Source organism: Bacillus sp. 005/A4HT-01/001 (genome assembly GCF_004634445.1).
Taxonomy (GTDB): domain Bacteria; phylum Bacillota; class Bacilli; order Bacillales; family Bacillaceae; genus Bacillus; species Bacillus altitudinis.
In genome coordinates, this window is the sequence record NZ_SEIZ01000001.1 from 19122 (window position 1) to 45059 (window position 25938).

Annotated in this window: 34 protein-coding genes; 4 read left to right on the plus strand and 30 right to left on the minus strand. The window is 41.3% G+C overall.

Annotated features, from left to right (window positions below):
• Positions 1 to 5: 5 nt before the first annotated feature.
• The 9 genes from ES896_RS00135 to ES896_RS00175 are packed head-to-tail and all read right to left on the minus strand — an operon-like array spanning position 6 to position 8969.
• Complete coding sequence (locus tag ES896_RS00135; protein WP_135226205.1) at positions 6 to 929, minus strand: YmfQ family protein; 924 nt, start codon at positions 927 to 929, stop codon at positions 6 to 8.
• Complete coding sequence (locus ES896_RS00140) at positions 916 to 1962, minus strand: baseplate J/gp47 family protein (RefSeq protein ID WP_057079155.1); 1047 nt, start codon at positions 1960 to 1962, stop codon at positions 916 to 918. Before ES896_RS00140 ends, ES896_RS00135 begins: the two co-directional genes overlap by 14 nt.
• On the minus strand, positions 1955 to 2377 hold the full coding sequence (locus ES896_RS00145) for a DUF2634 domain-containing protein (protein WP_008344087.1): 423 nt from the start codon (positions 2375 to 2377) through the stop codon (positions 1955 to 1957). The genes ES896_RS00140 and ES896_RS00145 overlap by 8 nt, the downstream gene beginning before the upstream one ends.
• A gap of 14 nt (positions 2378 to 2391) precedes the next feature.
• A complete protein-coding gene (locus tag ES896_RS00150; protein ID WP_017358996.1) occupies positions 2392 to 2658 on the minus strand; it encodes a DUF2577 family protein in 267 nt (88 codons plus the stop codon).
• A complete protein-coding gene (locus tag ES896_RS00155) occupies positions 2655 to 3665 on the minus strand; it encodes an XkdQ/YqbQ family protein (RefSeq protein WP_135226206.1) in 1011 nt (336 codons plus the stop codon). The genes ES896_RS00150 and ES896_RS00155 overlap by 4 nt, the downstream gene beginning before the upstream one ends.
• A gap of 11 nt (positions 3666 to 3676) precedes the next feature.
• Positions 3677 to 4345: a LysM peptidoglycan-binding domain-containing protein gene (locus ES896_RS00160; RefSeq protein WP_008344093.1), complete on the minus strand. Its 669-nt coding sequence runs from the start codon at positions 4343 to 4345 to the stop codon at positions 3677 to 3679.
• The gene (locus ES896_RS00165) at positions 4338 to 8348 is read right to left on the minus strand and encodes a transglycosylase SLT domain-containing protein (RefSeq protein WP_420481328.1); all 4011 of its coding nucleotides are present in this window, start codon (positions 8346 to 8348) and stop codon (positions 4338 to 4340) included. Before ES896_RS00165 ends, ES896_RS00160 begins: the two co-directional genes overlap by 8 nt.
• Position 8349: 1 nt before the next feature.
• Entirely contained in the window at positions 8350 to 8487 is a 138-nt protein-coding gene (locus tag ES896_RS00170; protein WP_008344097.1) for a hypothetical protein, read from the minus strand.
• A gap of 41 nt (positions 8488 to 8528) precedes the next feature.
• Positions 8529 to 8969, minus strand: coding sequence for a phage tail assembly chaperone (locus ES896_RS00175; protein ID WP_008344099.1), 441 nt, complete (start codon positions 8967 to 8969; stop codon positions 8529 to 8531).
• A 183-nt stretch (positions 8970 to 9152) separates the two neighbouring features.
• Between ES896_RS00175 and ES896_RS20240 the strand changes: the two genes are divergently transcribed.
• Complete coding sequence (locus ES896_RS20240) at positions 9153 to 9209, plus strand: putative holin-like toxin (RefSeq protein ID WP_229200408.1); 57 nt, start codon at positions 9153 to 9155, stop codon at positions 9207 to 9209.
• 276 nt (positions 9210 to 9485) lie between these two features.
• Here the strand turns inward: ES896_RS20240 and ES896_RS00185 are convergent, their stop codons facing one another.
• The 18 genes from ES896_RS00185 to ES896_RS00265 all read right to left on the minus strand — a co-directional run bounded on the left by ES896_RS00185 (position 9486) and on the right by ES896_RS00265 (position 20754).
• The gene (locus ES896_RS00185) at positions 9486 to 9929 is read right to left on the minus strand and encodes a phage tail tube protein (RefSeq protein WP_003213309.1); all 444 of its coding nucleotides are present in this window, start codon (positions 9927 to 9929) and stop codon (positions 9486 to 9488) included.
• Position 9930: 1 nt separating this feature from the next.
• Complete coding sequence (locus ES896_RS00190) at positions 9931 to 11277, minus strand: phage tail sheath family protein (protein WP_017367936.1); 1347 nt, start codon at positions 11275 to 11277, stop codon at positions 9931 to 9933.
• Between the two features lie 3 nt (positions 11278 to 11280).
• Entirely contained in the window at positions 11281 to 11493 is a 213-nt protein-coding gene (locus ES896_RS00195) for a YqzN/YkzM domain-containing protein (RefSeq protein WP_008344108.1), read from the minus strand.
• The gene (locus ES896_RS00200) at positions 11480 to 11935 is read right to left on the minus strand and encodes a phage tail terminator family protein (protein ID WP_017367937.1); all 456 of its coding nucleotides are present in this window, start codon (positions 11933 to 11935) and stop codon (positions 11480 to 11482) included. The genes ES896_RS00195 and ES896_RS00200 overlap by 14 nt, the downstream gene beginning before the upstream one ends.
• A 4-nt stretch (positions 11936 to 11939) precedes the next feature.
• Positions 11940 to 12437, minus strand: a complete 498-nt coding sequence (locus ES896_RS00205) for an HK97 gp10 family phage protein (RefSeq protein ID WP_017358988.1) — start codon at positions 12435 to 12437, stop codon at positions 11940 to 11942.
• Positions 12434 to 12790: a YqbH/XkdH family protein gene (locus ES896_RS00210; RefSeq protein ID WP_017358987.1), complete on the minus strand. Its 357-nt coding sequence runs from the start codon at positions 12788 to 12790 to the stop codon at positions 12434 to 12436. Before ES896_RS00210 ends, ES896_RS00205 begins: the two co-directional genes overlap by 4 nt.
• On the minus strand, positions 12787 to 13170 hold the full coding sequence (gene yqbG / locus ES896_RS00215) for a protein YqbG (RefSeq protein WP_007500574.1): 384 nt from the start codon (positions 13168 to 13170) through the stop codon (positions 12787 to 12789). The genes ES896_RS00210 and yqbG overlap by 4 nt, the downstream gene beginning before the upstream one ends.
• A 13-nt stretch (positions 13171 to 13183) precedes the next feature.
• Positions 13184 to 14107 (minus strand): phage major capsid protein, encoded by a 924-nt coding sequence (locus ES896_RS00220; protein WP_035389210.1) that lies wholly within the window; start codon positions 14105 to 14107, stop codon positions 13184 to 13186.
• Positions 14108 to 14129: 22 nt separating this feature from the next.
• Positions 14130 to 15221 carry an XkdF-like putative serine protease domain-containing protein gene (locus tag ES896_RS00225; RefSeq protein WP_135226208.1) on the minus strand — a complete coding sequence of 364 codons (1092 nt, stop codon included), beginning with the start codon at positions 15219 to 15221 and terminating at the stop codon, positions 14130 to 14132.
• Between the two features lie 34 nt (positions 15222 to 15255).
• On the minus strand, positions 15256 to 16713 hold the full coding sequence (locus ES896_RS00230; protein ID WP_041507681.1) for a phage portal protein: 1458 nt from the start codon (positions 16711 to 16713) through the stop codon (positions 15256 to 15258).
• The gene (locus ES896_RS00235; protein ID WP_160758062.1) at positions 16710 to 18011 is read right to left on the minus strand and encodes a PBSX family phage terminase large subunit; all 1302 of its coding nucleotides are present in this window, start codon (positions 18009 to 18011) and stop codon (positions 16710 to 16712) included. The genes ES896_RS00230 and ES896_RS00235 overlap by 4 nt, the downstream gene beginning before the upstream one ends.
• Before the next feature lie 8 nt (positions 18012 to 18019).
• The gene (terS, locus tag ES896_RS00240; RefSeq protein ID WP_008344125.1) at positions 18020 to 18667 is read right to left on the minus strand and encodes a phage terminase small subunit; all 648 of its coding nucleotides are present in this window, start codon (positions 18665 to 18667) and stop codon (positions 18020 to 18022) included.
• 151 nt (positions 18668 to 18818) lie between these two features.
• On the minus strand, positions 18819 to 19337 hold the full coding sequence (locus ES896_RS00245; protein WP_017358981.1) for a sigma-70 family RNA polymerase sigma factor: 519 nt from the start codon (positions 19335 to 19337) through the stop codon (positions 18819 to 18821).
• 124 nt (positions 19338 to 19461) lie between these two features.
• The gene (locus ES896_RS00250) at positions 19462 to 19647 is read right to left on the minus strand and encodes an XtrA/YqaO family protein (protein WP_370648332.1); all 186 of its coding nucleotides are present in this window, start codon (positions 19645 to 19647) and stop codon (positions 19462 to 19464) included.
• Between the two features lie 17 nt (positions 19648 to 19664).
• Positions 19665 to 20069 carry a RusA family crossover junction endodeoxyribonuclease gene (locus tag ES896_RS00255; RefSeq protein WP_017358980.1) on the minus strand — a complete coding sequence of 135 codons (405 nt, stop codon included), beginning with the start codon at positions 20067 to 20069 and terminating at the stop codon, positions 19665 to 19667.
• 102 nt (positions 20070 to 20171) lie between these two features.
• Positions 20172 to 20366, minus strand: a complete 195-nt coding sequence (locus ES896_RS00260; RefSeq protein ID WP_226650593.1) for a hypothetical protein — start codon at positions 20364 to 20366, stop codon at positions 20172 to 20174.
• Complete coding sequence (locus ES896_RS19975; RefSeq protein ID WP_017358977.1) at positions 20344 to 20496, minus strand: hypothetical protein; 153 nt, start codon at positions 20494 to 20496, stop codon at positions 20344 to 20346. The genes ES896_RS00260 and ES896_RS19975 overlap by 23 nt, the downstream gene beginning before the upstream one ends.
• Before the next feature lie 18 nt (positions 20497 to 20514).
• A complete protein-coding gene (locus ES896_RS00265; RefSeq protein WP_017358976.1) occupies positions 20515 to 20754 on the minus strand; it encodes a helix-turn-helix transcriptional regulator in 240 nt (79 codons plus the stop codon).
• 159 nt (positions 20755 to 20913) lie between these two features.
• On the opposite strand from ES896_RS00265, the gene ES896_RS00270 reads away from it, so the two are divergent.
• From ES896_RS00270 to bioB, 3 genes are all read left to right on the plus strand, one after another.
• The gene (locus ES896_RS00270) at positions 20914 to 21291 is read left to right on the plus strand and encodes a helix-turn-helix domain-containing protein (protein WP_007500560.1); all 378 of its coding nucleotides are present in this window, start codon (positions 20914 to 20916) and stop codon (positions 21289 to 21291) included.
• 242 nt (positions 21292 to 21533) lie between these two features.
• Positions 21534 to 21884 (plus strand): hypothetical protein, encoded by a 351-nt coding sequence (locus ES896_RS00275; protein WP_003213146.1) that lies wholly within the window; start codon positions 21534 to 21536, stop codon positions 21882 to 21884.
• A gap of 218 nt (positions 21885 to 22102) precedes the next feature.
• Positions 22103 to 23098, plus strand: a complete 996-nt coding sequence (gene bioB, locus ES896_RS00285; protein ID WP_135226210.1) for a biotin synthase BioB — start codon at positions 22103 to 22105, stop codon at positions 23096 to 23098.
• 41 nt (positions 23099 to 23139) lie between these two features.
• On the opposite strand, the gene ES896_RS00290 is transcribed toward bioB, so the two are convergent.
• The 3 genes from ES896_RS00290 to ES896_RS00300 all read right to left on the minus strand — a co-directional run bounded on the left by ES896_RS00290 (position 23140) and on the right by ES896_RS00300 (position 25888).
• A complete protein-coding gene (locus tag ES896_RS00290; RefSeq protein ID WP_008344156.1) occupies positions 23140 to 23613 on the minus strand; it encodes a hypothetical protein in 474 nt (157 codons plus the stop codon).
• Between the two features lie 171 nt (positions 23614 to 23784).
• The gene (locus ES896_RS00295) at positions 23785 to 24618 is read right to left on the minus strand and encodes an undecaprenyl-diphosphate phosphatase (RefSeq protein ID WP_024719699.1); all 834 of its coding nucleotides are present in this window, start codon (positions 24616 to 24618) and stop codon (positions 23785 to 23787) included.
• A 127-nt stretch (positions 24619 to 24745) separates the two neighbouring features.
• A complete protein-coding gene (locus ES896_RS00300; RefSeq protein ID WP_007500555.1) occupies positions 24746 to 25888 on the minus strand; it encodes an AI-2E family transporter in 1143 nt (380 codons plus the stop codon).
• Positions 25889 to 25938: the final 50 nt, after the last annotated feature.

Sequence of the window (25938 nt, forward strand, 5' to 3'; positions counted from 1 at the left end):
CCTCCTTATAGATCTATTTTTTTAGAAGTTGCTGCCAGCATTTTTGATCCATCAAGTGGAACGGATCCATCGAGAATCCAGTAATGCTCCTTGATCAGTAAACTGCCGCCTTGTTCATTTTGAACATGTACTGGTAAGCGGAACGTCATCCTCTTTTTCGCGTGATGTGAAAGCTGGTTCTTTGCGCGCAAAGTCAGCGTAGCTGCTTGCTTCGTTTCATACGATGCTCCAGTCATGACATAATTCAGACGATATGCTGTTTCTTTCTCTTGTTGAAGCGGCATTTTCATCTTTAATGAATGCCGAAAACGAGCTGGGACCTCCGTAGTACCTCGTATCCCGCTAAGATAGAACGTTCCATTTAATACGAATTCACCATTGAGTAAAATTGGAATATGATCGAAAAAGCCCACTCTGCTTCGCAGTGTGAGCCGCTGGTGATGATCATTTGTTTCATGAACATCTGTATGATGAATGGCGGTGAACGTATACGCCAAATGTGCTGGCTTTAACGTTTCGAGTATTTCGACGATATATCTTGTGTTTTGCAGGTCATCTAGGTTGACACGCAATGCAAAATGATAACGGTTGACTGTAAGACGGATGATCGCACTTGGATTTTTAAGAAATCGATTCACAGATTTCTCTAATGAAAGATACGTAATTGGTGGAATGTTCGACATCATATTGAGTAATCGTGCCCTGCGCAGCTCAATCGAATCATCTGACTCTCGCTGCACCTTGAGCATTCTCTCCCACCAATTCAATCCCCACGTCGCTGTTAAAGGGAAGAACTGATCCGTTACATCAAAAATGGATTCATCCAATTGTTCAAACTCTGGCGCCTCCGTTTTTAGTAAATGATCCACATCATAAATCTCTGTGAAATAAGGCGGCAAGTAGTTTTTCATTTCATCAAGTTTGCTCAATAACCTTCACCTGCCTCAGACGTGGTATCTCAATGTCCTGTAATACTAAGTTTTTTGACTCCCCATTCAATAAGACATTTGCATAATCGGACACACTCTCTGAATGGTACAAAATATCATTTAAAGCGGACATTCGAATCGTACTTTTTTCAAATGCGATTGATTTTAACAGTGCTTTGACCTTTTCTTCTATTTCTTTTTGCGCACCCTCAAGTGTCCAGTCCATCTGAAGTTCGACGGACACTTCTACGTCAATATCCAGCCACTTGGCGCTTTCCACAGTTGCTTTTGAGCCAATAGGAGCTTGCCCTTCTCCTTCTCCCGGTACAGGATCGATATACTCCTGGACCCTTTTGACAAGAAGCTCAGATGCTACATCTAGATTGCCATCTGTGATGACAATTTTGACCGTTCCCTCTCCATTCCATAGCGGGAACACTTTCGCTCTGCCGACACCAACCACTTCCTCGGCCCACTTTTTGTAATGTGCTCTGTTGGCACTGACAGCCTCTCGCCTTGCGCGTATTAAATACCGATCGTATAATGACGCATCATCTTCTTCCTCTTGCCCTGGTATCACCAATTCCTTCATGATCATCGACTCTAGACCTGGAATGGTATCAAGCGATAGCAGCGGCTGACCTGTTAATTGCCCATTGCCGGCTGTACCTGTTGTCTCGCATTCTAGTGTACCGTCCTTTGAAAATTGAAAATAAACATCTTCAATAAAGAATCTTGATCCTGCTGGAATGTTTACGTTCTCTGGTTGAATGGTTACGGACCACACCGCTGTGGTGGCTGGCTTTCGCTCAATCCCCACTTCTGCTGCTCGTCGATCTAAAAATTCCCCCTGTGCTGTATCAGCAAAGACAAGCTCAAATACTTGATCAAGCCAAATATACGACTGAGCGAGTTCAGCAGCAGCAGGTGCCAAGGCATTCCAAATGACGCTATTTTCTCTTTTGTCTATATCATCTGGTAGCCTGTCCAGCATTCTTTCCATCAACGCCTCATACGTTTGCTCCTCAAACATCTCCCTCCATCACCTCCTCTATTTCTAATGTGCCTTCATCTGTGACAATGGTTAGTTTGACTTGAAAGGCATCATTTTGCTTCGTGACCTCTATCTCTTCAATATGATCAATCCGCTCATCAACGACCAATGCTTCTTCAAGCAATCTTGGAATCTCCATTTCTTTGTATTCATCAGTTGCTTCAGTATCAGTCAATAGCTCCTGAATTTCAGTGCCAATATCGTGACTGTAAATGGGATGTGCATAGCGCTCTGTTCGCAATGTCATATAAATAAATTGACGGATCGATTCAATGCCTGTAATGGCTTCATTTGTCAGCCTGCCATTTTCAAAATCTATGCGATACGTCGTCGAGGTTTCTACCTCTTCATCTTCCTCTGTTTCCTCGATTTCTTCCTCTGGTGAAAGTGCCACGTTCATCACCTCCCTTACAATTTGTCGATGATGTAAAAGGACTGCCCTCCTGCCATTGCAAGTACCATAATGCTGTCTCCCCTTTTCAACTCATCATCCTCACCCTTATTTAAGCGTTTAGGCCAAATAAGCAGTTCTTCCGGAATGATCAGCTTACTGTTTTCATTTAATCGGATGTGAAGAGGCGAAGCCATTGTGACCTCTCCAATCACCAGATCAATTGGAGAAGCTGCATCTACTGCATTGACAGCGAGTCGTTTAATTGCTTCACTTAATCTCATGCTTGATCACCCTTTGGCATGGAATTTTTCTCAACGACGTCAATTGTCATGGTGTGCTTCACTCCATTGAATTCATGCTTGTCTTGATCGATCCAGTAGGTTTTTTTGATGTTGATTTCAGGGATTTTCAAATAGATTGGCAGACCGCTTTGCAGTTCAGGGATTCCGAGTGCTTGTATGCTTTTCACTTCTTGTTTGACGCCTTTTTTCTCAGCTAGGCGTACTTTCGCTCTTTTTTGAAGCTGCGGCTGGTTGATTTGACCTGTGACCGTCTCCACATGCTGTAAAATGCCGTACTGACTCTGACCCGCTTTATCCTGTTCGATCACCACAATATCTGATTTGCTACCTTTTTTCTTATTCTTCCCCTGTTCGTCTACAGACGTGCGCATCTTCACACGTGTTGCTGTCTCTTCAATGGAGGTGCTGTACTGATAACCGATGAGGTTGACGCCTGATTCAATGACCCACACGTCCTCTGGATCGGGCCAAGCTCTCAGCCCCATCTTGCCTTTAGCAGAATAAATTTGATAATTTCTACCGGTTTGCCGCTTCGTTTCCTTCAATGCTTTTAAAATGATGTCATATAAACTCGTGTCATTTTTAAAAACGAGAGACTTCATGATATGTCCTGTATTTGCGATGGATGTCATAGGAATTTGAAAGTCTGCCCCGATCCGCCTCAAAATTTGATCTGCCCGTTGATTTGAAAAAACATATACATCTTGGTTTTTCACTAAATATTGGAGCATATCGTATGCGGTAAAGGTCAGCTTTCCTTCAACAGGCGTCCTAGAAAACACGATGCCTCTGAACAGCTCTTTTCCTTTCCATTTAAAAAGAACCGTGTCTCCTTCTGAGACACGGTAATATGTTTGACTGCCTTGCTTTGTGATAATATTCGCCTGAATAGAGCGAGGGGCCTGATACCTTTGCCCCTGAAGTGTCACACTCTCTGTGACAAGCTCATACATCGTGCCGCTTCTGATGGCAAAAAGCTCAATCAATGTCAGCCCCCCTATTGTGGTATTTTCAATTTTTGCCCTGGAAAAATCCAATATCCCGGCTGTTTAATATTGAGTTTACTTCGTTTGATCATCGCTGCTTTATTGGCATTCCAAATACGCCGCCATTTTGTACTATCGCCATAAAAACGGCCTGAAATGGCCCACAGAGTATCTCCCTTTTTGACAGTGTACAATTTTGGTGGTGTTTTTGAGGGTCTTTTCTTTTTGGTTTGTTTTGCTTTTTTCTTTCGTTTGATTTTCCTAGGCGATGCGGTTTTATATTCCTTTAACTCGATCGTAAATTCACGATCCCCTATGTCATAAGACCCTTCCTTGTGTGTGAAGCTCTCAATGCTGCACGTCATATTGATTTTAGTCCCTGTCACAATCAGTCGCACAGACTTCTTTGAACGCATCATTCGTTCAATTTTCGCTATTGCATTCTCTGGTGATGGAATGCTTTTATATTCAGCAATTGGCGAATATTTCTTAGGAAATAATGAGGTGAATGATACTTGTTTAGCCGATGGTACATCAATAAAAGTCAGTTCCCCAAAGGAGGAGACCTTCACTGTTTCATTTTGTACATTATTTGTGATCTCAAGTTCGGATGGAAGCACAGGAAATCGCAACTTCTCCTTGCCTTGGGAAATCCACAATTGATACACTGATTTACCCATCGATCACGACCCCTTTCGTTCCTGTCTGAAGCTCTACTTCCAATTCGTCTACAAGCATTTGTCTAATTTTTTCGACAAGCGATTGCTGATCCTGTCCATTATGGAAATGCTGATCACCATTGAACTGGATGGTGATTTGTTTATTGCCTGACGTTGTTGCATTCCCAGCTGGCTGTGCTGAGGTGACTTGCTGCATCTGTGATTCTGGTAAAGGAGCAGATGCATTTGATGGATCATAGACTTGCATCCCAAGTGCCTTTGCTGCCTGCGTCAATAAATATCTCCCGCGAATGCCTCTTTCTTCTGGAATAATCCACTCGCGTTTGTTTCCTTCACCGACTCTAGCTACCTGCTCCTGAGTAATCAATCCGCCATTGGCGTAGCCTTTATAAGGACCGCCTCTTCTCATACTCCGTAATCCAGGTGTATTGAAGACTGTTCCATATCTGCCCTTAATGTAGTTAATAGCTGCTACGGCATTATGAATTGGGTTCCAAATATCATTCATGCCCTTGCCTTTATTAGAATGAAAGGTCGGCCCAATGGTTTGCATTAACCCTTTAGAAGGCGTTCCCTTCTTGGCGTTGGAATCCCACAAGTTGATGGCTTTCGGGTTACCATTTGATTCGTGCTGAGCGATTGTCATAAGACCTGGAAGCCAGCTCATCGATGTGCCAGTCGCCATCAGAGCTGCCATGAGCCATTGCTGAACACTAAGACCTGAAGCACCCATACCGCTGAACGCTCCGATTAATGAACCCGCTTGATTTTCAGCAAACTTTTTCACATCAACTGAATCGAGCCCTTTGACGACACCAATCGATGCGAATTTCCCTAGACTCATCATGACACGCGAAGGAGAATGAATGTCTAGTTCTTCTCTAAACGCCTGTTCCACTTTCTTCGCCATTTCTTTGGCAGCTTGTGTGACTTCACTTGCTTTTGAACGCATGCCGCTATTGAAGGCATCGATCATTCCTGAACCCCATCCTGGTGATTCTTGTTTGGCTTGCAGGAATGGTTGTTTGACGTGTTGGTCTACGTATTGGCTTGTGCCAATTGATGTGGCATTTTGACCTGTTGCAAAGCCACTAACAGTTCCAGAACCCCAAGTTGGTGATGCTGTCATCACTTGTTGGTATTGTGCTTTTACACGACTTTGCAAAAAGCTATCAGTTCCTGTTGGTGTCATTTGCTGGCCAGTAGCAAATGCCGATACCGTTTGTTGTCCGTACTTTCCTGAATCTGATGTCATTTGATTAAATGGCTGCTGAATGTTTTTTTGCTTCCATTGATCAATTGAAACCACCTTTTGATTCAGCCCTTGTTCAAAATCATGATTAAATTGCTCACCTATGCTGGCAGATTGGATGTTTCCATTCATTGAAACCGTTCCACCAATTGAACCGGCAGAAGCAGTTGGAGCTGCTGGAGCATTTGGCGTAATTGGAGCTGGAGAGCTAGAAACTGGACTTGCTGCTCCGCTGCTGCTTGGCACAACAGACATTCCAAGATGAGAAGCAGCTTGTGCAAGCAACATCTTCCCACGGCCCCGGTTATTTTGAGTTGGAATGACAAATTCGTTACCCGCTTCACCAATCCATGATAAGGTAGGCTGGGTGATATAGCCGCCTGTGGCTTTTTTATCAGGATCTCCAAATAAATGTTTTACTACAAAATTAATGCCATCGCCCGCTTTGTCAAAAATCTTTTTAACCCAGTTAAATGCTTTAGAAAAACCATCACTTATGGCACCTGCCACTTTTACGATCGGTGTCTGAATATTATCTTTAAACCATTTAGATAATCCATCCCATATATCTGTCACCACTTTATACGCTTCTTCAAACTTCTTCCCAATGCTATCTTTGATGGTTCCAACCGTTTCTACAAGCGGATTCCATACATTGTTCATAAACCAAGAGGATACTGCTCCAAAAATTGATTGAATGGTTTTCCACGCATTTGATAATGCTGTCCAAATCCCCGTAGCGACTGTGACAACTGTGCTACTTAGCGGTGTCCACACATTCTCAATAAACCAGCCTGCTACTGCACTGAATGTTTCTTGTATCCACGTCCAGGCATTGACTAGACTTGACCAGATCGTGGTTGCTACCGTAACGACTGTGTCGCTTAGCGGTGTCCAAACGTTTTCAATAAACCAGCCCGCAACTGCACTGAATGTTTCTTGTATCCATGTCCAGGCATTGACTAGATTTGACCAGATCGTGGTTGCTACCGTAATAACTGTATCGCTTAACGGTGTCCACACATTTTCGATAAACCAGCCCGCAACTGCACTGAATGTTTCTTGTATCCATGTCCATGCATTGACTAGACTTGACCAGATTGTGGTTGCTACTGTGCCAACCGTGCTGCTTAATGGTGTCCACACATTTTCGATAAACCAGTCCGCAACTGTAGACCACACTTCAACAATTTGATCTTTGATTTCAATGGCTTTTTGGCCAATCTTCTCAAATCCACCGCCATCAAACCATTTTCCAATTGTTTCACCGATAGATTCTCCACCCATACTTCCAGCGATGCCGCCTACTAGGCCGCCGATGGCTGTACCTACCCCTGGAACTACACTGCCAATAGCAGCACCTGCTGCAGCACCTGCCATTCCACCGGCGATTCCTCCTCCAGTCGCACCGATCTTTTCACCAGCATTCTCTTTTTTCATACCAATTAGATTTGTTGCACTAAGTACACTGCCTAGAATAGGTACTTTCTTTAATAATTTACCGCTCCCTTTACCGATATTTTTCAACGCATCCCCTAATTTACTTGGAGGTCTTCTATTCATTTCGGTTCTTGTTGTGGCATTTGGATTTCTAGGTTGTCTTGGTGATTGACCATTTCTATTTTTAGTTTTAGTAGATCCTCCCCTGCTTAAACCTCTTGCACAACAGGGACAACAACTATTGCGAAACAAACCTTTACCACCTCGCGGCTTAGATTTCTTATTGGGAGCTGAATTTGATGGTGTGGATGTTGGCGCTGTTGTTGGTGCCGTTGTTGGCGCTGTTGTTGGCGCTGTTGTTGGCGCTGGAGTGCTACTTCCATTCGATTGATCACCTGCACCAAAGAGACGATCTAATACATTGGTCACCAATTCATCTAGTTTTTTTTCAGGATTAAATTTAATCTTCTCTTTTATTCTTCCGATCACATCTTGCTTGTACTCTTCCATTTTATTTTCAACCCAAGGAAGTGCCTTTTCGTCCCAAAACTTTCTAGGACTTAATTTTTCTTTCACCTTGTCTGCAACATCACCTGCATATTTTTGAATTTCATTTAACCCTTTATTAGCAAGGCTCTGGAGCCAATCCTGTTTAGGTTCATCCGTTTTAACTGGCGGACTAACAGCCTCAGGTTCTTTTTTTATGTTTTGTTCTTTCACAACTGACTCTGCCTGATCTCGTTTTTTCAACTTACTCTTTGCATTGTCTTGAACAGATACTCTGATTTCGTGTTTAGCCATTGTCAAGCTTTTGAGTGTCTTTTTGATTCGTTGAATGGCAGTGGTGGCTTGGTCAACCATGTTTAATCTCATATAGTACGTTCTGTTCATGAGCTGAAGGATTGATTTTTTGATTGATGACATTTTTCCTGACAACTGATCATTCAGTTTGAACGTCAACAGGATTGGACTTGTTCCGGATTGTTTCAATCGATCTATACTGGATTTAATGACATCTAGTCCTTTTGCTTGAATCGATATGACCATCTGTTTCGGTATCATGTTCAGCTGGTTTGCTAATGATCTGAGATCACGATAGATCCCCTGATCTAGCTTCATGGACAATACAGAAAACCTTCTCATCGATAAATTGAATTTCCTTAGCTTCTTTTCATCCATTTCCAGGCTTATTTTCATCGGTTTTCTAAATGGTTTGAGCTGCTTCTCAAACGTTTGAAATCGTTTTTGAATGCGCAACAGCTTCTTTGATACTTTGTCTTCTAATTCAAATCGTGCAGTGAGCTTCGCCAGTTTATTTCCCTCCTTTCTTTGCTTCTTTTTCTAGCATATCGAGCTTGTAGCTGATGAGTCCGAATAAGAATGCCTTAAATTGTCTTGGTGCTTCGTATAAATCGAGAAGTTCTGATGGGGAATAGTGAAGCTCATGCATGGCGTAATATAAAAACACTGCTTCCTTATCCCCATCTTTTATTAGTTTTTTGCTGCGTCTTCTAAATCTTCAATTTCGTCTTCAAATCCGTTGATTTCAATGGCTTTGTTTAACCAGTTTGCGTATTCACCACCGACAGATAAAACACGTTTTGCAACTTCAACTGGATCTTGTGTGCTGTAGGCTTCTCTTAATTCCTTTGAGCGGAAATCTGGATAAATCGTCGATTCAATGGCAATCCGTGCGTAGAAGCGCTGGCTGTCTAAGTCTTTCACACGGCCTCTGCCTTTGACATTTTTGAACGTGGTGTTTTCTTTTTCCAGTTCATCAATACGTTCCGTGGTAATCGCTTTGAAGACAAAAGGAATGACATTCCCTTTTTTATCAACAAAACGCTTAGAAATTGGCACTTTGACCTCTTCCGCTTCTACTGTTTGTCCTGGCATAAAAAATGAAAGATCAAATGTTTGTTTTTCGCTCATGTTTAAAAACTCCCTTTTGTTTGTTTTTTGAATACAAAAAAGCACATCCATTTTTGAATGTGCTTTCCAATCTTTTCATGTATAATATAACTCGTACAATTGAACGGCTTGCTCAAGGGTGTCTGGCTCATCCCCGATAGGAAGGGGGTGATGCTCATGTCAACGTTCCAAGCGATTTCCCTAATGCTTTTATTCGGGATGTTTATCCTTGCTTTGTTGACGTATATAAACAAAAAATAGACTCCCCTTGAGCTTTGGTAGGTGAAAGGGAAAGTCTATCCTTAAAACTATCTAATTGATAAGCCAGCCCCTTGAAGGGCCTCATTGTACATTGCCGGGATGTTAGCGCATCCTGGCTTCTTTTTATTGTATGCAAATCGCTTTGCATGTAAACATCATTTTGTGTGTCATTGAATGCAATGTGCATTACAAATGCATTCATTTTTCATTACATTTGCATTATAGCATATTTGGTTTTTATTTAGCTAATTAATTAGCTAATTTCCTCCGCATTTCTTAGAAAGAATTCTTCAGCTTTTCAGGCAGATCAAAGTCTTCAAATGTAAATGGAACTTCTTCTTCAAGTGCCTCTGAATCAACATCTAGTCCAGCAATTTTAGCTGAATCAAAGTTGACATCGAATAATGTCACACGCTCTGTGCCTCGGCCTGATGATTTATCATCAATTACCGCTTGAAGAGTGAAATAAGGATCTTCCCCTTTTTTCACATAGTTGAGCATAAGTTGAACGAAACGTGACGTAACTTTATAGAATGTTGCCGTTCCTGTTCCGTTTGCCCCTGTTGTTTTATGACCAGTCATTCGGCGGCCCATCACATTCACTTCTGATTTATTTTTCTCCACGTTTGCTTCAAACGTTTTGATAAAGGCAAGCTCCTCACCTTCTAAGAAAAGACGACCTTCTTTACCTGAGATTGTATTTTGCGCTTTAAAAGCCATCTTACTTCACCTCCACATTGAAATAGAATTTTTCTGCTGCGTCTACTGGCTGTACTGCTAAATCGATGATAAATCCATCACGATCTTCATTGAGGCCAATGACGATATCTGTTTCTGAGTTAAAGCCTGTAATGCCGCTTCCATCTTGAAGTTGTGTGAGATACTGTGTAATCAGTGTTTTCACAAGCTGCACACCGTCGTCTGATGCTGGAATGTCATTGCCATTGGCTTTGCGTAATTTAATCAAATTTTTCAGTTCAAATGTTAAATCATTGTTGATTGCATCTAGCACACGGATGATTTTGTTTTTCGCCATTTGCTGGTTCTTTTCAACCGTGAAGCTTGTCAAAGAGTTAATATCTTTTTCAACGCTCACCGTGCGGTCTCTTGCATCGAAAGTGAAAAGAAACTCTCCTTGTGATAAACGGTATTCTACTTGATCATTATCAAGACGCTCTAATGTATCGACTGCGCCTTCGTATTCAACAAAGGTCAGTGACTGATTAAAATTCGCTCCTGCACTTGCTCCTGCGACCCAAGCTGTTGTTTGAGCAGGCGTCAGTTCTGTTCCGTCTTCTAAAACAACACCGCTTGTGACATTGATGATTCCTTCTTGATCAGCTGCATAGTTAGCCACAACGCCTTGCACCTTACGTCCTTGCTTATCACGTAAACGCTCAATAAATGACGCGAATGTTGCTTTTAATTGCTCACTATTATCGACTGGGAGTGCAATGACATCAAAGTATTCCGTTTCAGCTGCTTCTAGGAAAGCTGTATAATCTGCGACACTTGCCACACCGTTTTTCCCGCCGCTTAAAGCCGCTCCTGCAGTAATGACCGCTTCGCCTTCACCAGAAAATTGAACGTATTTGTTTTTCACAAGATCTTTGACATCTTTGACCACCTGTTTATCGACAATATCTGTTCCAAGATAGGTGATGACGTCACGCTTTGTGCTGTCGAGTACATTTTCTGCCACTTGAATGGTAATCTCATTTCCTTTTTGACCACCATAATTGGCTGTGACCACAAAGTTTTCTGCGATTTCCGCTTTGGCTGGCTCTCCTTCGTTTAGACGGTAAAGCAAGACCGTTTGCGCTTTTTTCTTCGCTTCACGGAAAAGAAGAAGTGACTTATCATCAATGTTGAGCCCGACCTTTTTATTTAAGTCTTCCATATCGGAAACGGAAATAAAGGTTTTTGGTTCTCCCCAGCTCATGACAAGAGGAAGTGCAACTGTTCCTCGCTCGCCTAAAGTAATTCGCTGCTCTGCTGTTGTTTTAAAATTAAAGTAAATGCCAGGACGCTTTTTCTCTGTACCTGGTGTAAAAGTGCCTCCGTTCATCCTTTAAACCTCCTTGGACAAAAAAGCATCGATGTGCTTCTTTGCTTCTGTTTTTGTAATTGGTTGATGTTTGATATAAAAAAGAGCACCTTCAAGGATTTCTGGTTTTACCCCAAAAAGATCCTTGCTGTGCTCTTTTAAGGCTTCAAATGAAAAGCCAAATTCTTTTTCTTCGCCCGCTGTTTGATCGAGCTGTGTTTTTTTAGTCTTGCTCACGTTTGATCACCCCATCTGAAAAATTGATACCTTCTAGGCTTGGCTGTTTATCTCGGTTGTACCAATAGCTGCTATCCCACGTCAGGACAATCGCTGCTACACCTTGATCTATGATTCTTGTTTCCACTCTTTTTATGCGGACATAATCATCAAGCACCTCTCCATCTTCACTGATCATCTGAATGATTTGACGATCAGCAAGCAATGCATCGACGACTGTTTCCGCCGCATCATGCGCTTTTTCTGTATCCATATGAAACACTTTCACTTGCAGCGAATAAGATTTCATAAAAGTAGACACTGTATCTGGACCACTAATGACAGTCACTGGCGGCACATAAACAGATGGCACTTGGAAACGCTCTGGCAGAAGACGATCATACATTTTCACAGGAAAGCGTGTGTATATATAATGCATGATTGCCCCGACTTCTTGATTCATTCCATCACCTCCCAAAATGTCGATCGATCCAGCTTTGAAGCTTTCGATCCAGCGAGTGTTCAAACATTTGTTCATAGAGCATGACGGCATGATCCCAGTACCCATTTCCTTCAATCCATTGAGATGAAAGCATCATGCCAGTACTGGCGTTCGGATCATATTCAAAGCGGCTGCCGTTCCATCTGCCAGGCACCCATCTTCGTTCTCCATTTGAAGAAATGGCATGTCCATCGTTCACGTAAGAGGCATAATCAAGCTGTGTCCCCACTTCTAGCGTGAGCCCGCCTCGGGAAGTGAGAAAGTAATTCTCCTTGTCACCTTTTTGAAAGGAATTGAGGAGACGGCCTGTATCAACAGCCTTTTCTTTGATGATTTCATCTTGAATGATGTCTAAAAACTGTAAGCCCATTTCCTGTAACCACTCTTGATATTGCGCCGTTAAGCCGATACTATTTGCCTGTTGGAGCTGGGATAGCAGCCGGTCAAGTCCATCAATTTTCATAAGTTTTCCTTTCTGACGGCCATCACTTCCATGTGATGATTTTTCACTCTTTTTGGCTGCTGCAACTTGAGTGAGATGCCGTTCCACACCATTTTGTCATGCAAGCGAATGTCGCTTGCTAAAGGGAAATGGACGAGATAGGACTGATAGATAACTGTATTCGGTTCTTCTTGCACGAGTGACTGGCTTTTTTCTACAACATAGCAAGCCACATCTCTCATACTTGGTGTATCAGGATAAGTGAGGTCCGTTTGCAGATCCCCTGCTGGTATACCAAATTTGCCACGGACTGCCCCCTCATTCTCTAAGTGAAAAAGATCACAGCGATCCGTTAATAGAGAATCATAGCTCATAATGATCTCACCTTTAAATTGGCGCTGCCGCCAGTTAATGACGGTTCAATATAATCAACAAGAAGGGCATACACATAAGGTCTGCCTTTCACTTTGTCCGCTGCCTTTGCATATGAATAATCACCCATTTTTTCTGAAGTCAAGCCTTTCATCATGGATTCATCATCATTCAGCATGGCAAAATACTGGGCCATTTTTAATAAGGCGATCCTTGCTTTTTCAGGAATGGGCTGATATTTTTCATGCGTAAAATCGTGCCCGACCATTTGAAATACCGCTGCTTCTGCTTCAATAATATCTGCCGCTAGTCTCTCTACAGAACGATTTTTCACGCGATCAAATACAGAATAGGCTTGTAGTTCCTCAGCAGAAATGATCATAGCCTGCTGTCACCTACTCTTTCACTTTCATGACTTTGGCTACAGCATCCTCTTCCTCAAATTTGCTGTCGAGCTTCGCTGTCAGAACAATGATAAACTTACGGCTGCGAATATCTTTTTCTACTTCAATGCGAATATTGCGAGAAAACCCTACGATAATGTTTTTCGGATGTGTCAGTAAAATATCTGATACATCTGTTCCTGCTTCATCATATGGCTGCATATTGGCAAGACCTTTGACCGGAACACCGAATGCAGAAGAAAGGCCGCCTTGAATCGCCGCATCTCCGAGACCTGTCTGACGGTTTGCTACTTGGTCTTTCCACTCGACCTCTAAACTTGGGGATGTATAAAAACGGAAATCCTGAGGTACACGTAAATATTTTGACGGCATCGCTTTATAGCCTTGTTTGAACATTTGACGGCTAATTTCCGCTCCATTCGCATCGACAATATGAGAAACTGCCTGTTTTCGTACGCCATCCATTTGAGCTAAAAATGGATCTTGTGATGTTGTATCACCGTTGACGATCAGTTCTTCAATATCGACTGCCGCTCGTTCCGCCAGCATTTGCATAATGGTTTGCTGAATCCCGTCTTTTTCAATGTTGTTTTCAATGCTGTCGTACGTCATATGAATCTCAGCAATGACTTCTTTTGCATTGAGCTGAACAGTGCTTGTCGCTGGGACAACACGGTCTTTTGCATCAAGCGCTTTGCCTTCTTCTGCTGGGCGTAAAATGCGCTGACCGAAGCCGATTTTTTCGATTTTTTGTGAATCACTTTCCATTGGAATGATACGTGCATCATTTAAAACGGTTGGTGTATTTTGCATCATTCTAATGAATGTGTTGGATTGGGCTGCGTTCATGAGACCGCCTGTTTTTAAGCTGGCAAGTGTCATTTCAGCCTTGCGAATCAACTCTTGATTTCTCACACTTTTTCCTCCTTATTTAGGCTTATAGTAAGCCATCCCATATGGGCTTTGTCATATCATTTTGTGTATCGTGATTTGTTTGTTTAGAAATGCCCCGCGCTTTTTCAAGCATGTGTATCCGCTCTGAAATAGGCAGTAGCTGTTGCTGAAGCACATCCTGAATCGCTGCTTTTTCTCTGCCTGCTGATTTCTCTAAGGAAGAGAGCTGATGGCGAATTGGCGCAACCACTTGCTCCAGCACTTTTTGTACAGGTTCTTCTTCACCTGTTTGATCTGTCCCTTGTTTATCCGCTTGTTGTAAAACGTTGTCGATGGCCATTTTTGCTTTTTCTAGTTCGCGTACTTGATCAGTCGTTAATCCGGCATCTTGCTTTTGAACGGATGCTGGTCTTTCGCCAATCGTTTGGAGGACATCATTTGTTTTCAACACATCCTGCACAATTGGAATCAATTGTTCAAGTGCCGCTCTTACGCTAGACTCATCACCATCACTTGACTGCAACGTTTCCAGCAGATGATCTAAAACGCTCCAAAATTGTTGTGGCATATTTGCACCTTCCTCTTTCAAAAAGAAATTTTTCAGCAAAGAAAAAAGCCCTCTCTCGTTCGTTTCTTGAGATAGGAGCTGATCGTGTTCCTCTATTGCGATGATGTCTGCTGTTCCAGCCATTGAGTAGCCTGTAATATGGCCTTGCTGAATTTGGTCCCAAATATCTTGTGATGCCTTTGTCACAAGTACCCAAGATCCTTTTTGAATCAGCTCCCCGCCTACTTCAAAATCCGCTGGGGCAATGTATGATTCGACGACTTCGCCAACACCATCTTGAAAATCATGCTGTTTATCAATGTGACGGGCATCTTTCATAAAACCGTGTGCTGCTCTTTCAATTTCTTTGGCCGACATAAAGTCTTGATGTGCATCAGGTGTATTCGGTTCATACACGACGCCATATACGAGGCGATGCGCATCATCTGCCTTCGTCAGGACACTGACTTCTTTTTGAAAGTCAGGCTGCTTTTTCTTTGCTTTCATCAAGAAAAATTTCTTTTGGTTGGCGGCCTTGTCCACATAGGAAACATGTGTAATTTTTGCGTTTTTTAATTCCCTTGGCATATGTTCACCCCCTTTCAAAAAAGCTCACGTCCTTTTATTTCTCCAGCTGGTTTGACTCTGATGGAGACAGCCCATCAGCTGTTTTTATGCGGCTTTCTAAAGGTCGGTGGTAGAATTCTTCCGGCCATTCCTCTAACGTCTTACCAAGAATACGCCCCGCAAGATCTCGTAAATCATTTGGCGATACTGCCCCAGCCTGAATAAATGGTGTCAGAACCTTCGCTATCTCTAATGGATCTCTAAAGTCAGGACCATTTAATAGAAAGCGGACATGCCATATATCTAAATCCGGGAGAAAAAGAGTATTGAGCTTCCCTGTAATAAGATGCCGCTCTGGCTGAAACACTTGCTCCTCCGTTGTTTTTCGCGCGGTATCTGCCGTGGCCTTGTTATAATCTTGTGACTCTCCTGTGTAAATAGGCGGCAGACGAAAAGCGGAGCGGATTTTGTTTCTCGTCTTTTCATCGTATTCTAAAAAGAGCGCATCCTCTTGCAGGATTTCCGCCAAGGATTTAAAGTTCACTTTGACATTTGATACATCTTCTTCACCTGTTAATCCTTTTTCTGTCGGAAGCCCTTCTACTTCAAGCAATAAAAACTTATGCGCATGATCAGACCCTTCAATATCATCCATATAATCTTGTAGCTGCTGATAAGAAGTCTCTGACAGCATGCCGTTTTCGACAATGATGGCACCAGGTACATGCCGTCCTTGCTTAAAATAAAGATAATTCAGCTCTTCTGCTTTTCGTGCGCCATACATATTGACGATGTTGCCAATCCAGCGGGGAATCCCATACGTCCCACTGCCAATTTTAAAATGAATGACTTCTGTTGCTTGAAGCGGTTCTGGTGTAGCATCATCGTACTTGCCTGTTTCACAATTTAATATGCGCGGATCACCATACTCCTTGAAAAAGACTTTCTTCTCATTGATGACCTGTACATATTTTCGGAATCGTTTCTTGCGATTCATCGTCTTTAATTCGCCGTTTTCTGTGTAGCGGAATTCGACGTCGACTGGCTCACTTAGCTTGCAAATGCGGATATGGAGTGCATCCAAATACTCGATTCCTGCCGGCTTTCCTTGTCCATCCCGCAGCACCTCTAAAAAGCCATTTCCTGTTTTCTCCCGGTCTTCTAGGACATAACCAAGAATTACGTCAGCAGACTCATCATAGTTCATGTATTTCGTAAACTCTTCGAGTCTTGTCCATTCCTTCTCGGCTGTCTTCTTTTTGACCGGTTTCACATCTTCCGCATTAAAATCAAAGGCGTATTCCACCCCAAAGCCAAAGCCTAAAATGTTTGTTCGATACGCATCTATACATTGCTGAAGAATCGTTGAGTATTCTGCCATGCTTTTTAATTCATTGATATGGTAGGGCGGGGGGACAATGTCATCTTTTTCGTATGAAAATTCATCCTCATACATTTGTTTTGTATGATCAGACATGTTGGCCTTCATAATCGTTGCTTTTAATTGTTTCATTGTATGGACCTCCTCTCTCGGTTTGGACGGACACGCTCTGAAGCAGTCTGTTTCAAATCGGTCACCTCATAATCATCTAGCGCATACCAAATGGCGGATAATGTGTGTGGATCGATTTGAAATTCATCTTCCTCTAAGCGGCCGTTCTTATCTGCCTTATAGGTTAGTGATTGAAGTTCATAGATGGTATAAGGGCAAGCATCAGAACAAATGATTTTCTTAAATCGTTTGATTTTCTTTGTATATTGCAAACGTGAGCCTTGGAACTTATGTGCAGCGACCATTTGAAATCCGCGCTGCCGAAAATAGTGAATCGTTTTAGGTTCTGCTGCGTCTGCCTTAATGAGTTCCTTTGATTCAACAAATTCTTTCAGATCAACAGCTGTTTCATCATCCGTTTTCCCGCGGTCGTAATATTCCCAATAAATATATAAGTACTTTTTTTCATGATCGACAGCTAACCGAATGAGCGCATTGTAGGATTCGACAAATCCAAAATCCATCCCCGCCCGTTTCAGCGGTCTTTCAATCTGCCCGATCGCTTCTAATACGTCAGCATGCTGTCTGACCTCAAATTGCGGAAACACTTTTGTGCCATTGATACCGAAGTATCCCTTCCTTGCAATTCGATAAAGATCTGGATCGTATTCTTTCAGCTCATCCAGCTGCTTGACATAGCTTTTAGGAAGAAATAGATTGTCTTCTGCTGTTGAGTGGTGATAGTACGTATCTTTTATCACGATGGTTCGCTGTTTGTATAAGGTTTCGTCATCAAGGACAAAACGTTTCAGCTGCTCATCTCGAAAGAAATGTCTGTACGTCCAATTATCCTGACCAACGGGATTCGTCGATAACATCATATAAAGAGGTAAAACCGGATGTCTCAGCCTTCCAAGCAGTTCTTTAAACCCTTCATAAGAAACCTCGGAACACTCCTCAATCCAAATAATTGAGATGTTGTTGATCGACTTCAATTTCTCAGGCTTGTCCAGTCCTTTAAATAAAATGCTGCTCCCATTGCGAAAAGTGAGAGCAAGCGGTGAACTGCGGCACTTTACTAGATGATCGATGCCAAGATCGCTGACGATTTCTTGTAAAAGAGAATAGGTCGACTCCCGGTGCGTATCATACACTTCTCGAATGACAAGTGCTGTCCGTTTTTCCTCAAGCAGCTTTAAGATCAGCTTTAAAGCAATGTGATAGCTTTTGGATGAGCCATAGCCGCCTACTAAAAACTGAAACTTTTGATTCCAATCGAACAAAAAGTGTTCAAAGTGAGGATTGACTTCTTTTTCAATCAACGGCGTCATGAATCGTCCTCTTTTCTTTTGATCATGATATGAAGATCTTCTTCTTTTTCCTCACGAACTGCTTTTTTTGTTTTTTCGATTGTTAGCTCAATTTGCTTCAGCCTTAATCTTCGTTCATCTTTCGCATGAGCGAGCTCTTCAAACTGTTTAATCAGCCGTCTTAGCTCTCCCATTGCACGAGATTGGGCATTTAAAAAAGTAGCATGCCGATCCCATGAAAATTGAAACGAAAATTCCTCTGCCGTGATCTCTGGCTCTGGATGAATGCCTTCACCTGTTTCTTCCTCTAATGAAGAAGGCAAGTACGTCGCCTTTTTCAGTTCTTTGATCATGTCATCTTGATCTGCTACATGCATGATGCGCTGCGCTCGAATAATGGCTGCGTATTGAATTTGAATTTGATCCCAGATGATATCAAGAGATGTGCGCCCATCCATTTTTTCCATGATTTCAATCGTTTCATCTGAAAGAAATTGATGAAAAATCGAGTGCGCCTGCTTTGACGGTGTTTTTTGTCTTTGCCAGCCGTATCGTCTTTTCCATGATTTGACGGTATGGATGGAGACGTTGTAATGATCGGCTAGCTGCTGGTACGTCATCCCTTTCATATAATCCTGCTTAGCCTCTATCCGTTTATCTTTCATTTACATTCACCTGCCGCCTCCTTTTAGTTCGAATGATTCCCTGAAGAGGAATCATTTGTGCCGGGCTAGCAAACATTCGTTTGGTCTTTCTAACTATAGGTGGCAACTGTAAGACAAGCTTTTGAAGATTGAGTGATGAAAGAAAAAACACCTATTCAGCAGCTTTGAATAGGCGTTCTTGTACTTTTTTGGACATTTTGGTCCGAGCTCTTTCCATATGTTTTTGGACTGTTCCTTTTTTTACATCTAGCATAATCGCAATCTCGCTAAATGACAGACCCTGCGTTGTGTGCATAAAAAATACGTCTTTCTCTCGATCTGTTAAAACAGACAAAGCTTCATCGATTCGCCTTTTGTCACGCTCACTTACCTCTCTTTCTTTCTCTTGAATGAGGGTGTATTCATGTGATAAAGCCTCTAATACCTCTTGATTAGCAAGAATGGTGCGCTGGTACACAGACCTTCTATCTAATCCTCTGCGTGCGCCTGGCTCTCTGCCGATTTGAAGCCATTCCACCACGTATTCTAGATCGCTGACCATACTGGCGATCATTTTTTGATCATGTTTGTCCTGATCTGACATCTGTTTCTCTTCTTTGTCTTTCAATTGTTCATATCGTTTTCTGGCATCTTTTAAACTTCTTTTATATTCGATCAGTAAATCTTGCATCTATGCTCTCTCCCTTTTTTAAGAAAATAAAAAACGGACACCAATCAGCCCCTTTTTATAGGGTCTTGATCAGTGTCCGCAGGCTTTCCGTCTTGGACTTATTCAGTTGTTCTTGTTCATCAGACTAGCTGATTTTAAAACCAATCTCATGATCGACTCTTGCAAAATGTCCTTTTGCTGTTTGAATAATCGTTTTTCCATGCTCAGGTACATCCATCATATAAGCCGTTCCTACGTTTCCATCTAACACAATGACTTGAATCTTTCCTTTTTCCATTTCACCGACAAATGTCTGGTTTTCTTGAATCATGAGTTGTTTTGGCTCGTTCATATGCTTGTCTCCTTATTTGGTGGTGAGGATCTCATATCATCACCCATCGTATTTAAAATGATTTCCATTCGAGGACGCATGCTATAAAACTGTGAAACTCTTAATTCTACAATCTGTAAAGAGGCGTCATCGGTAACGGCATGAAGTGCTTCTTGTATATACTGCAAATTTGGTTGAAGAATGCAGATGTGTACCGGGCGTATCAAGCCTTTTTCTGCAGATGTACGCGTGTCTTGGCTGTTCGCTAGATCAATGGGCATATTGTAAAATGAGCGAATGTCGAGTGATAATGCGCCTTTTATTTTGCTTGTGCATTGCGCTTTAGCGGCTGTTTGAATTCTGTTTATCAATGTCTCTTTTGTACATAAATGTTCTTTTTCAATGATAAAATGAAGGACCATGCTACGATCTCCCGTCATCCTTCGCCCACTGCCGAATGTCTTGTTCGTTTTGACCCGCATTGAGCAAACATTTCAGGAATGTCATGATTTGCTTCAATCGATTCATGTCGCATTCATCCTTTCCTTCTTCTTGTCATCAACGGCTTTTTCTGCCATGAGGGTCATGTATGTGCGTTTTTCTTCTGCCGTGGGGAAAGCAAAAATCGGCTCTTTTTGATGAAAAGTGATCCAGCCGCCAGCTTGTACTAGGCAATGCTGGGCTTCTTTTCGGGCATCAAATGTCATCTGATGTCTCATCATCATCAAATCCTTTCTCACGGTCCTCGTCCTCTAATCGATAACCATTTCGGGACATTTCATATGGCCAGTAACGTTTTGGATAGCCGAAATCATTCATTTGTGTCACCATCGGATGTTCGATACTCATTCTGTTTGTCTCCCCTTTTTAAGAACGGTCTTCCTCAAGACTATTACTCTTTTTGTGTAACTTTTGACCAAAAAAAAGCTCTTGAACACCGATATTTAGCAAATCTGCAATATGCTTGGCTATTTCTAAGCTGGGCTTTGTTCGGCCCATTTCTATATTTGCATAGCCACTCGTGTACTTATATCCAAGTTTTTTCGCCATATACGTTTGTGTTTTTCCTTGTAATATTCGTTCTTCTCGTAAATTTTCAAGTTTCATGTTTCCACCTCTTACTCATTATGTGTAAGTTATATTCATTATGATAATATACACAAAACGAGTAAGTCAATCATATTTTTATTCTTTTTGTGTATTTATTTATCTTTTCCGTGTAATTCATGATAAAATTTACACATAATATGAAAAAAGGTGTTTCCGATGGATAATTTGACTGGAAAGATTCTAACTGAATTAAGAGAGAAACATGGATGGAGTAAGTCTACCGTTGCCAAAAAACTCGGATTAAAGGCGATGTCGACCTATGCTAACTGGGAGTATGGATTGAGAAAGCCAGATGGTGAAATGATTGTGAAAATCGCCGAGTTATACGGGGTCTCAACAGATTATCTTCTCACAGGTAAAGACAAAAACGCCTCTGATGACGATCTTGCAGATGATCCTGATTTGCAAATTGCGTTTAAAGCTGCCTCCGATTTTTCTGAAGAAGCACGAAGACAAACCATCGACTTTATTAACTACATTAGAGAGAAAGAAAAACAAAAAGGCCGTCAGCCAAAACAGACAGACGACAAATAAAAGATCTCTTTTCATAAAGCATCACATAGCTGGGTAGATACCCAGCTTTTTTTATGTCTCTTTTTCCCCCTAAAAAAGAATGACATATGAATAAAAAATCATGTTTTTTGGGATAAAATCGTCTTCCCCTACATAATATGTGACAATTTTCACCAAAAATACTCATTTTTCCACTTATTTTGATTGACATATAATTCTATTATTATTAATATATGTATATACCAAAAAAAGGAGTGTTACCGATGAAAAAATTAATGAAAGCTTGTACATTGTCTTTAGCTGCTTTAGGTGCTCTTACGTTCTTCCAAACAGAAGGTGCTCATGCAGCTGCACAGCCTAAAGAACCAGTTATAGCAAAAGCTCCTATTATGAATAAAGTGATTACGGTGAACCGCACACTTACTGTAGGTTCTTCAATCGCTGTTTCACTTCCAGCAAGTCAAATTTCTGTCTCAGGCGCAACGTATGCCATTCAATTAGACCAAACTGCTCCAAACTTCACATGGATCCGTGCTGTACAACGCGGTTCTGTTACAGTGTCTTACTATAATTCACTAGGGGAGCTTGTTATTAACTATATTACTGTTCGTTAAGCGATTTTTTTCATATGAAAAGGCGATGACTATATGTTCATCGCCTTTTTGTGTTTTTTGTGTTTTTTGTGTTTTTTGTGTTTTTTGTGTTTTTTGTGTTTTTTGTGTTTTTTGTGTTTTTTGTGTTTTTACTTAGGATGCTTACCAGTGCTTGCCAATCTCTATCTATTATGTTAACTTTTAATAAAAATAAGTTTACATATTGAGAGGGGCTTATGATGGGAAAAATAACGTCTTTGTCTTGGGAAACGATCGTGAAGAAAGCCATCAATGATGAACCAATTACGATGGAAGAAGGTCTAAAAATTCTTGAAGCAGACGACGCAGAGTTGCTGCCTATTATGCATGCTGCTTATCAGGTGAGATTTCATTTTTTTCAAAAAAAGGTGAAATTAAATATGATCTTTAACGCCAAAAGCGGATATTGTCCTGAAAACTGCGGGTATTGTTCACAATCGGTGATTTCAACAGCTCTGCTTGAGAGATATACAATGCTTGACCAAAAAACCATTGTGGCCGGTGCGCGTGAGGCGTTAAAAAGAAAAGCGGGGACTTATTGTATTGTAGCAAGCGGGAGAGCACCTTCGCACCGTGAATTAGATGAAGTCACCGCAGCAGTAAAGGAAATTACTGAGACGATGCCTTTGAAGGTGTGTGCATGCCTTGGGTTATTAAATGAAGAAAAAGCGAAACGGCTGAAGGAAGCGGGTGTTCATCGGTATAATCATAATCTCAATACACATCAAGATCATCATGCTCAAATTACAACGACCCATACGTATGATGACCGCGTATCGACCATTGAGAAGGTCAAACAGTCAGGGATGTCACCATGTTCAGGGGTTATTATTGGAATGGGCGAAACCAATCAACAAATTGTCGAAATGGCTTTTGCGCTTAGAGCCCTTGATGCGGATTCGATTCCCGTCAACTTTCTCCATGCAATTGAAGGAACGCCTCTTGAACATCAAGAACGTACACATCCAATCAAAGCGTTGAAGGTTTTGGCACTGATGCGATTTATCAACCCGGCTAAGGAAATTCGAGTATCTGGGGGAAGAGAGTTTAATTTACGAACGCTTCAGCCTCTCGCATTATATGTAGCGAACTCTATTTTTGTAGGCGATTATTTAACGACAAAAGGACAGCAAGTTCAAACCGATCATCACATCATTGAAGATTTAGGTTTTGAAATAGAAGAATGTGCGCTTTAAAAAAAGTCTGCCGATGAATCGGCAGACTTTTGACGTTGAGATTAGAATCTTTTATGGAAATCGACAGTACCGCTTCCTTCTTCGCGGTCAAAGCTGCCAACAAAAGTCCAGTTAATATAGCCGCCGTCACCATTGTTGACAAACGTACCATCTTCAAATACCCAAATACCAAACGTAATGCCGTCATATTCAACACTATCATAATAGACAACATTGTTCAGTCCGCTAAAGTCATGATCTTGGCTTAAGTTTTGAACAACTACGTTGTAATTTTGACCTGCTTCATAAAATGCACTGTATGCCGCATTTTTTACAAATCCATCACGATTTTGAGATGATTTTACTGCTTGTTCAATTTTATCAGCAATGGCTACTGGATCAATCGAGACACTTCCATCGACACCTGTTGTCGTAGCAGCTTCAGCCTTTTGACCAAAAGTCGTAAGAGATAAAGGGACAGCAACCATTGACGTAGCAATCACAGAGCTAACAAAAAATTTACTTGTTTTCCTCATTATTTCTAACTCCTCCTTTAATTGGTATGTTTATGTACTACCCTTTTCTTTGTCACTTAAACACTAATTTAAGAAAAAACTTCTTTTTCTACCAATTAAGAGGCTGTTTTTACTGTTTAAAAGGGCAAAATAACAAAAAAACTACTCTTTTAAAAGAGTAGTTTTCCATCATTACATAAACAGGATAAATAAAATCAGACCTAGGATGATTCGGTAGATCGCAAAAGGCACAAGTTTGATTTTATTAATCAGTTTTAGGAAGAATCGAACAACAAAGAGAGCCACAATAAACGCACTCACAAAGCCCACAATAAAGAATGGAAGCATGTCTGTTGTTAAATATTCGGCATTTTTAACAAGTGTCAAGAGGCTTGCTCCCGCCATAATCGGCATGGCCATAATAAACGTAAAGTCAGCCGCCGCTCGGTGATTCAGTCCAAGAATAACACCACCTGCTATTGTAGAACCTGAACGCGAGAAGCCTGGCCATAGTGCTAAACATTGAAATAGCCCGATATACAGCGCTTGTCTGTACGTCATATTATCCACAGAGCTTGTTTCTGTTTTACGTTTATTGATCCAATCAGCGACAAGCATCAGCACAGCCCCCAAAATCAAACCGACAGCGACCGTTCTCACATCAAACAAATATTTATCAATATAATCTTCAAATAAGAATCCTAAAATGACGGCTGGGACGAGTCCAACAGCAATTTGAGCAATGGTCAGCTTATGTCCGCTGCGCTTTTGTTCTTCTGTGATATTTTTCTTTAAGCCTAACAAGTTCAAAATACGATCTTTGAACACGATCATGACAGCTAAAATAGAACCTAACTGAATCACGACTTTAAATGTGTTTGCAGCCTCTGGCGTAATGATGTCTTTTGATTTTAGCCAAAGATCATCAACAATGATCATATGCCCTGTAGACGAGACAGGTGCATACTCTGTTAATCCTTCGACAATTCCTAAAACCAGTGCCACGAATAAATCCCATAGATTCATGATTTTCTTTCCTTTCAATTCTGATCTTTTGAACTGGCCAAACATCTATGTCCACATAAAGACAAGCTTTCTTTTTCGAAAGCTCGTCTTTATGATACTATATTTTTTTCTAAAAAAGATTATGACATCAAACCTTTTCTTCTTTATACAAATTGGATCGCATTTTGAACCAATCAAACAGGTGGGTCGTGATCACTTTCAGAACGGCATACGTCGGAATCGCGACAATGATGCCGACTACGCTGAACAATTTACCTGCTGTTAATAGAACAAAAATAATCGTAATCGGATGGATATGAAGGTTTTTCCCCATGACCTGAGGAGAAATGAATTTCCCTTCAATAAGTTGAACCACTGTCCAGACAATGATGAGTTTTAAAAGCATCACTGGTGATGTCACAAGCGCAATCACAATCGCTGGTGTAATCGCAATGGTTGGACCAAGGTATGGCACTACACTTGTACATGCCGCAATAATTGCCAGCAGCAGCGCATAGTCAAGTCCAATAATCATATAGCCAATTAAAAGAAGAATACCGATACAGAAGCTGACAATGATCTGCCCGCGTATATAAGAACTTAGACGATGGTTCATTTCGTGAAGCACGATATGAGTATGGTCTCTAAACTTATTCGGGATAAATTTCAAGAAATAGTCAGGCAGTTTTTTGCCGTCTTTTAATAGATAAAACAGAATGAACGGAACCGTCACGATCGAGATGATAATTTCAGTAAGCGCCCCTAAGAAAGTGCCGACTCCGGTAAAAGTACTTTCCAAAATCTTCGTCGCTTGACTTGACGCTTTACTCACCAATTCAGAGACGTTAAAGTTCATCGTTTTCTGCACTTGACTAATAAAGTTGCTTCCAGTTAATTGTCTAATCTGTTCTTCTACCGTATCAACGTATTTTGGCAGATTATGAAACAGACTCATCGTTTGTGCTTGTAAAAAAGGAATAATAGATACAATGGTCACTGTAATGATCCCAATAATGACGATATATAAAAGCAAAATCGAAAAGATCCGTTTGACCTTAAATCTCTCTAATAAATTCACAATTGGATTTAATAAATAATACACAACCCCCGTTAAAATAATCGGTAAGGCAATGGTTTTGATGAGTACAATGAGCGGTGTGAAAATAAAAGATGCTTTCATGAAAACAAGGATATTCAACCCTATTAATAGCAGGATGAGTAAAAAGAGAACAAACTTGTTATCAAGAAAAAATTTTCTAAATCGACTGCTCCACATTTGCATAGAATTCATATCTTTCCTCCAAACACGGGCTATTTTATTAGTAAATTGTACACTACTTG

Excerpts from the sequence above, each read along its gene's own strand:
- ES896_RS00140 (WP_057079155.1), bottom strand. The coding sequence starts at position 1,962 with ATGTTTGAGGAGCAAACGTATGAGGCGTTGATGGAAAGAATGCTGGAC.
- ES896_RS00150 (WP_017358996.1), bottom strand. The coding sequence starts at position 2,658 with ATGAGATTAAGTGAAGCAATTAAACGACTCGCTGTCAATGCAGTAGAT.
- ES896_RS00160 (WP_008344093.1), bottom strand. The coding sequence starts at position 4,345 with ATGGGTAAATCAGTGTATCAATTGTGGATTTCCCAAGGCAAGGAGAAG.
- ES896_RS00170 (WP_008344097.1), bottom strand. The coding sequence starts at position 8,487 with ATGCATGAGCTTCACTATTCCCCATCAGAACTTCTCGATTTATACGAA.
- ES896_RS00175 (WP_008344099.1), bottom strand. The coding sequence starts at position 8,969 with ATGAGCGAAAAACAAACATTTGATCTTTCATTTTTTATGCCAGGACAA.
- ES896_RS00185 (WP_003213309.1), bottom strand. The coding sequence starts at position 9,929 with ATGGCTTTTAAAGCGCAAAATACAATCTCAGGTAAAGAAGGTCGTCTT.
- ES896_RS00190 (WP_017367936.1), bottom strand. The coding sequence starts at position 11,277 with ATGAACGGAGGCACTTTTACACCAGGTACAGAGAAAAAGCGTCCTGGC.
- ES896_RS00200 (WP_017367937.1), bottom strand. The coding sequence starts at position 11,935 with ATGAATCAAGAAGTCGGGGCAATCATGCATTATATATACACACGCTTT.
- ES896_RS00205 (WP_017358988.1), bottom strand. The coding sequence starts at position 12,437 with ATGAAAATTGATGGACTTGACCGGCTGCTATCCCAGCTCCAACAGGCA.
- ES896_RS00210 (WP_017358987.1), bottom strand. The coding sequence starts at position 12,790 with ATGAGCTATGATTCTCTATTAACGGATCGCTGTGATCTTTTTCACTTA.
- yqbG (WP_007500574.1), bottom strand. The coding sequence starts at position 13,170 with ATGATCATTTCTGCTGAGGAACTACAAGCCTATTCTGTATTTGATCGC.
- ES896_RS00225 (WP_135226208.1), bottom strand. The coding sequence starts at position 15,221 with ATGCCAAGGGAATTAAAAAACGCAAAAATTACACATGTTTCCTATGTG.
- ES896_RS00230 (WP_041507681.1), bottom strand. The coding sequence starts at position 16,713 with ATGAAACAATTAAAAGCAACGATTATGAAGGCCAACATGTCTGATCAT.
- terS (WP_008344125.1), bottom strand. The coding sequence starts at position 18,667 with ATGAAAGATAAACGGATAGAGGCTAAGCAGGATTATATGAAAGGGATG.
- ES896_RS00245 (WP_017358981.1), bottom strand. The coding sequence starts at position 19,337 with ATGCAAGATTTACTGATCGAATATAAAAGAAGTTTAAAAGATGCCAGA.
- ES896_RS00250 (WP_370648332.1), bottom strand. The coding sequence starts at position 19,647 with ATGATTCAAGAAAACCAGACATTTGTCGGTGAAATGGAAAAAGGAAAG.
- ES896_RS00255 (WP_017358980.1), bottom strand. The coding sequence starts at position 20,069 with ATGGTCCTTCATTTTATCATTGAAAAAGAACATTTATGTACAAAAGAG.
- ES896_RS00260 (WP_226650593.1), bottom strand. The coding sequence starts at position 20,366 with ATGAGACATCAGATGACATTTGATGCCCGAAAAGAAGCCCAGCATTGC.
- ES896_RS19975 (WP_017358977.1), bottom strand. The coding sequence starts at position 20,496 with ATGAGTATCGAACATCCGATGGTGACACAAATGAATGATTTCGGCTAT.
- ES896_RS00265 (WP_017358976.1), bottom strand. The coding sequence starts at position 20,754 with ATGAAACTTGAAAATTTACGAGAAGAACGAATATTACAAGGAAAAACA.
- ES896_RS00270 (WP_007500560.1), top strand. The coding sequence starts at position 20,914 with ATGGATAATTTGACTGGAAAGATTCTAACTGAATTAAGAGAGAAACAT.
- ES896_RS00275 (WP_003213146.1), top strand. The coding sequence starts at position 21,534 with ATGAAAAAATTAATGAAAGCTTGTACATTGTCTTTAGCTGCTTTAGGT.
- bioB (WP_135226210.1), top strand. The coding sequence starts at position 22,103 with ATGGGAAAAATAACGTCTTTGTCTTGGGAAACGATCGTGAAGAAAGCC.
- ES896_RS00290 (WP_008344156.1), bottom strand. The coding sequence starts at position 23,613 with ATGAGGAAAACAAGTAAATTTTTTGTTAGCTCTGTGATTGCTACGTCA.
- ES896_RS00295 (WP_024719699.1), bottom strand. The coding sequence starts at position 24,618 with ATGAATCTATGGGATTTATTCGTGGCACTGGTTTTAGGAATTGTCGAA.
- ES896_RS00300 (WP_007500555.1), bottom strand. The coding sequence starts at position 25,888 with ATGAATTCTATGCAAATGTGGAGCAGTCGATTTAGAAAATTTTTTCTT.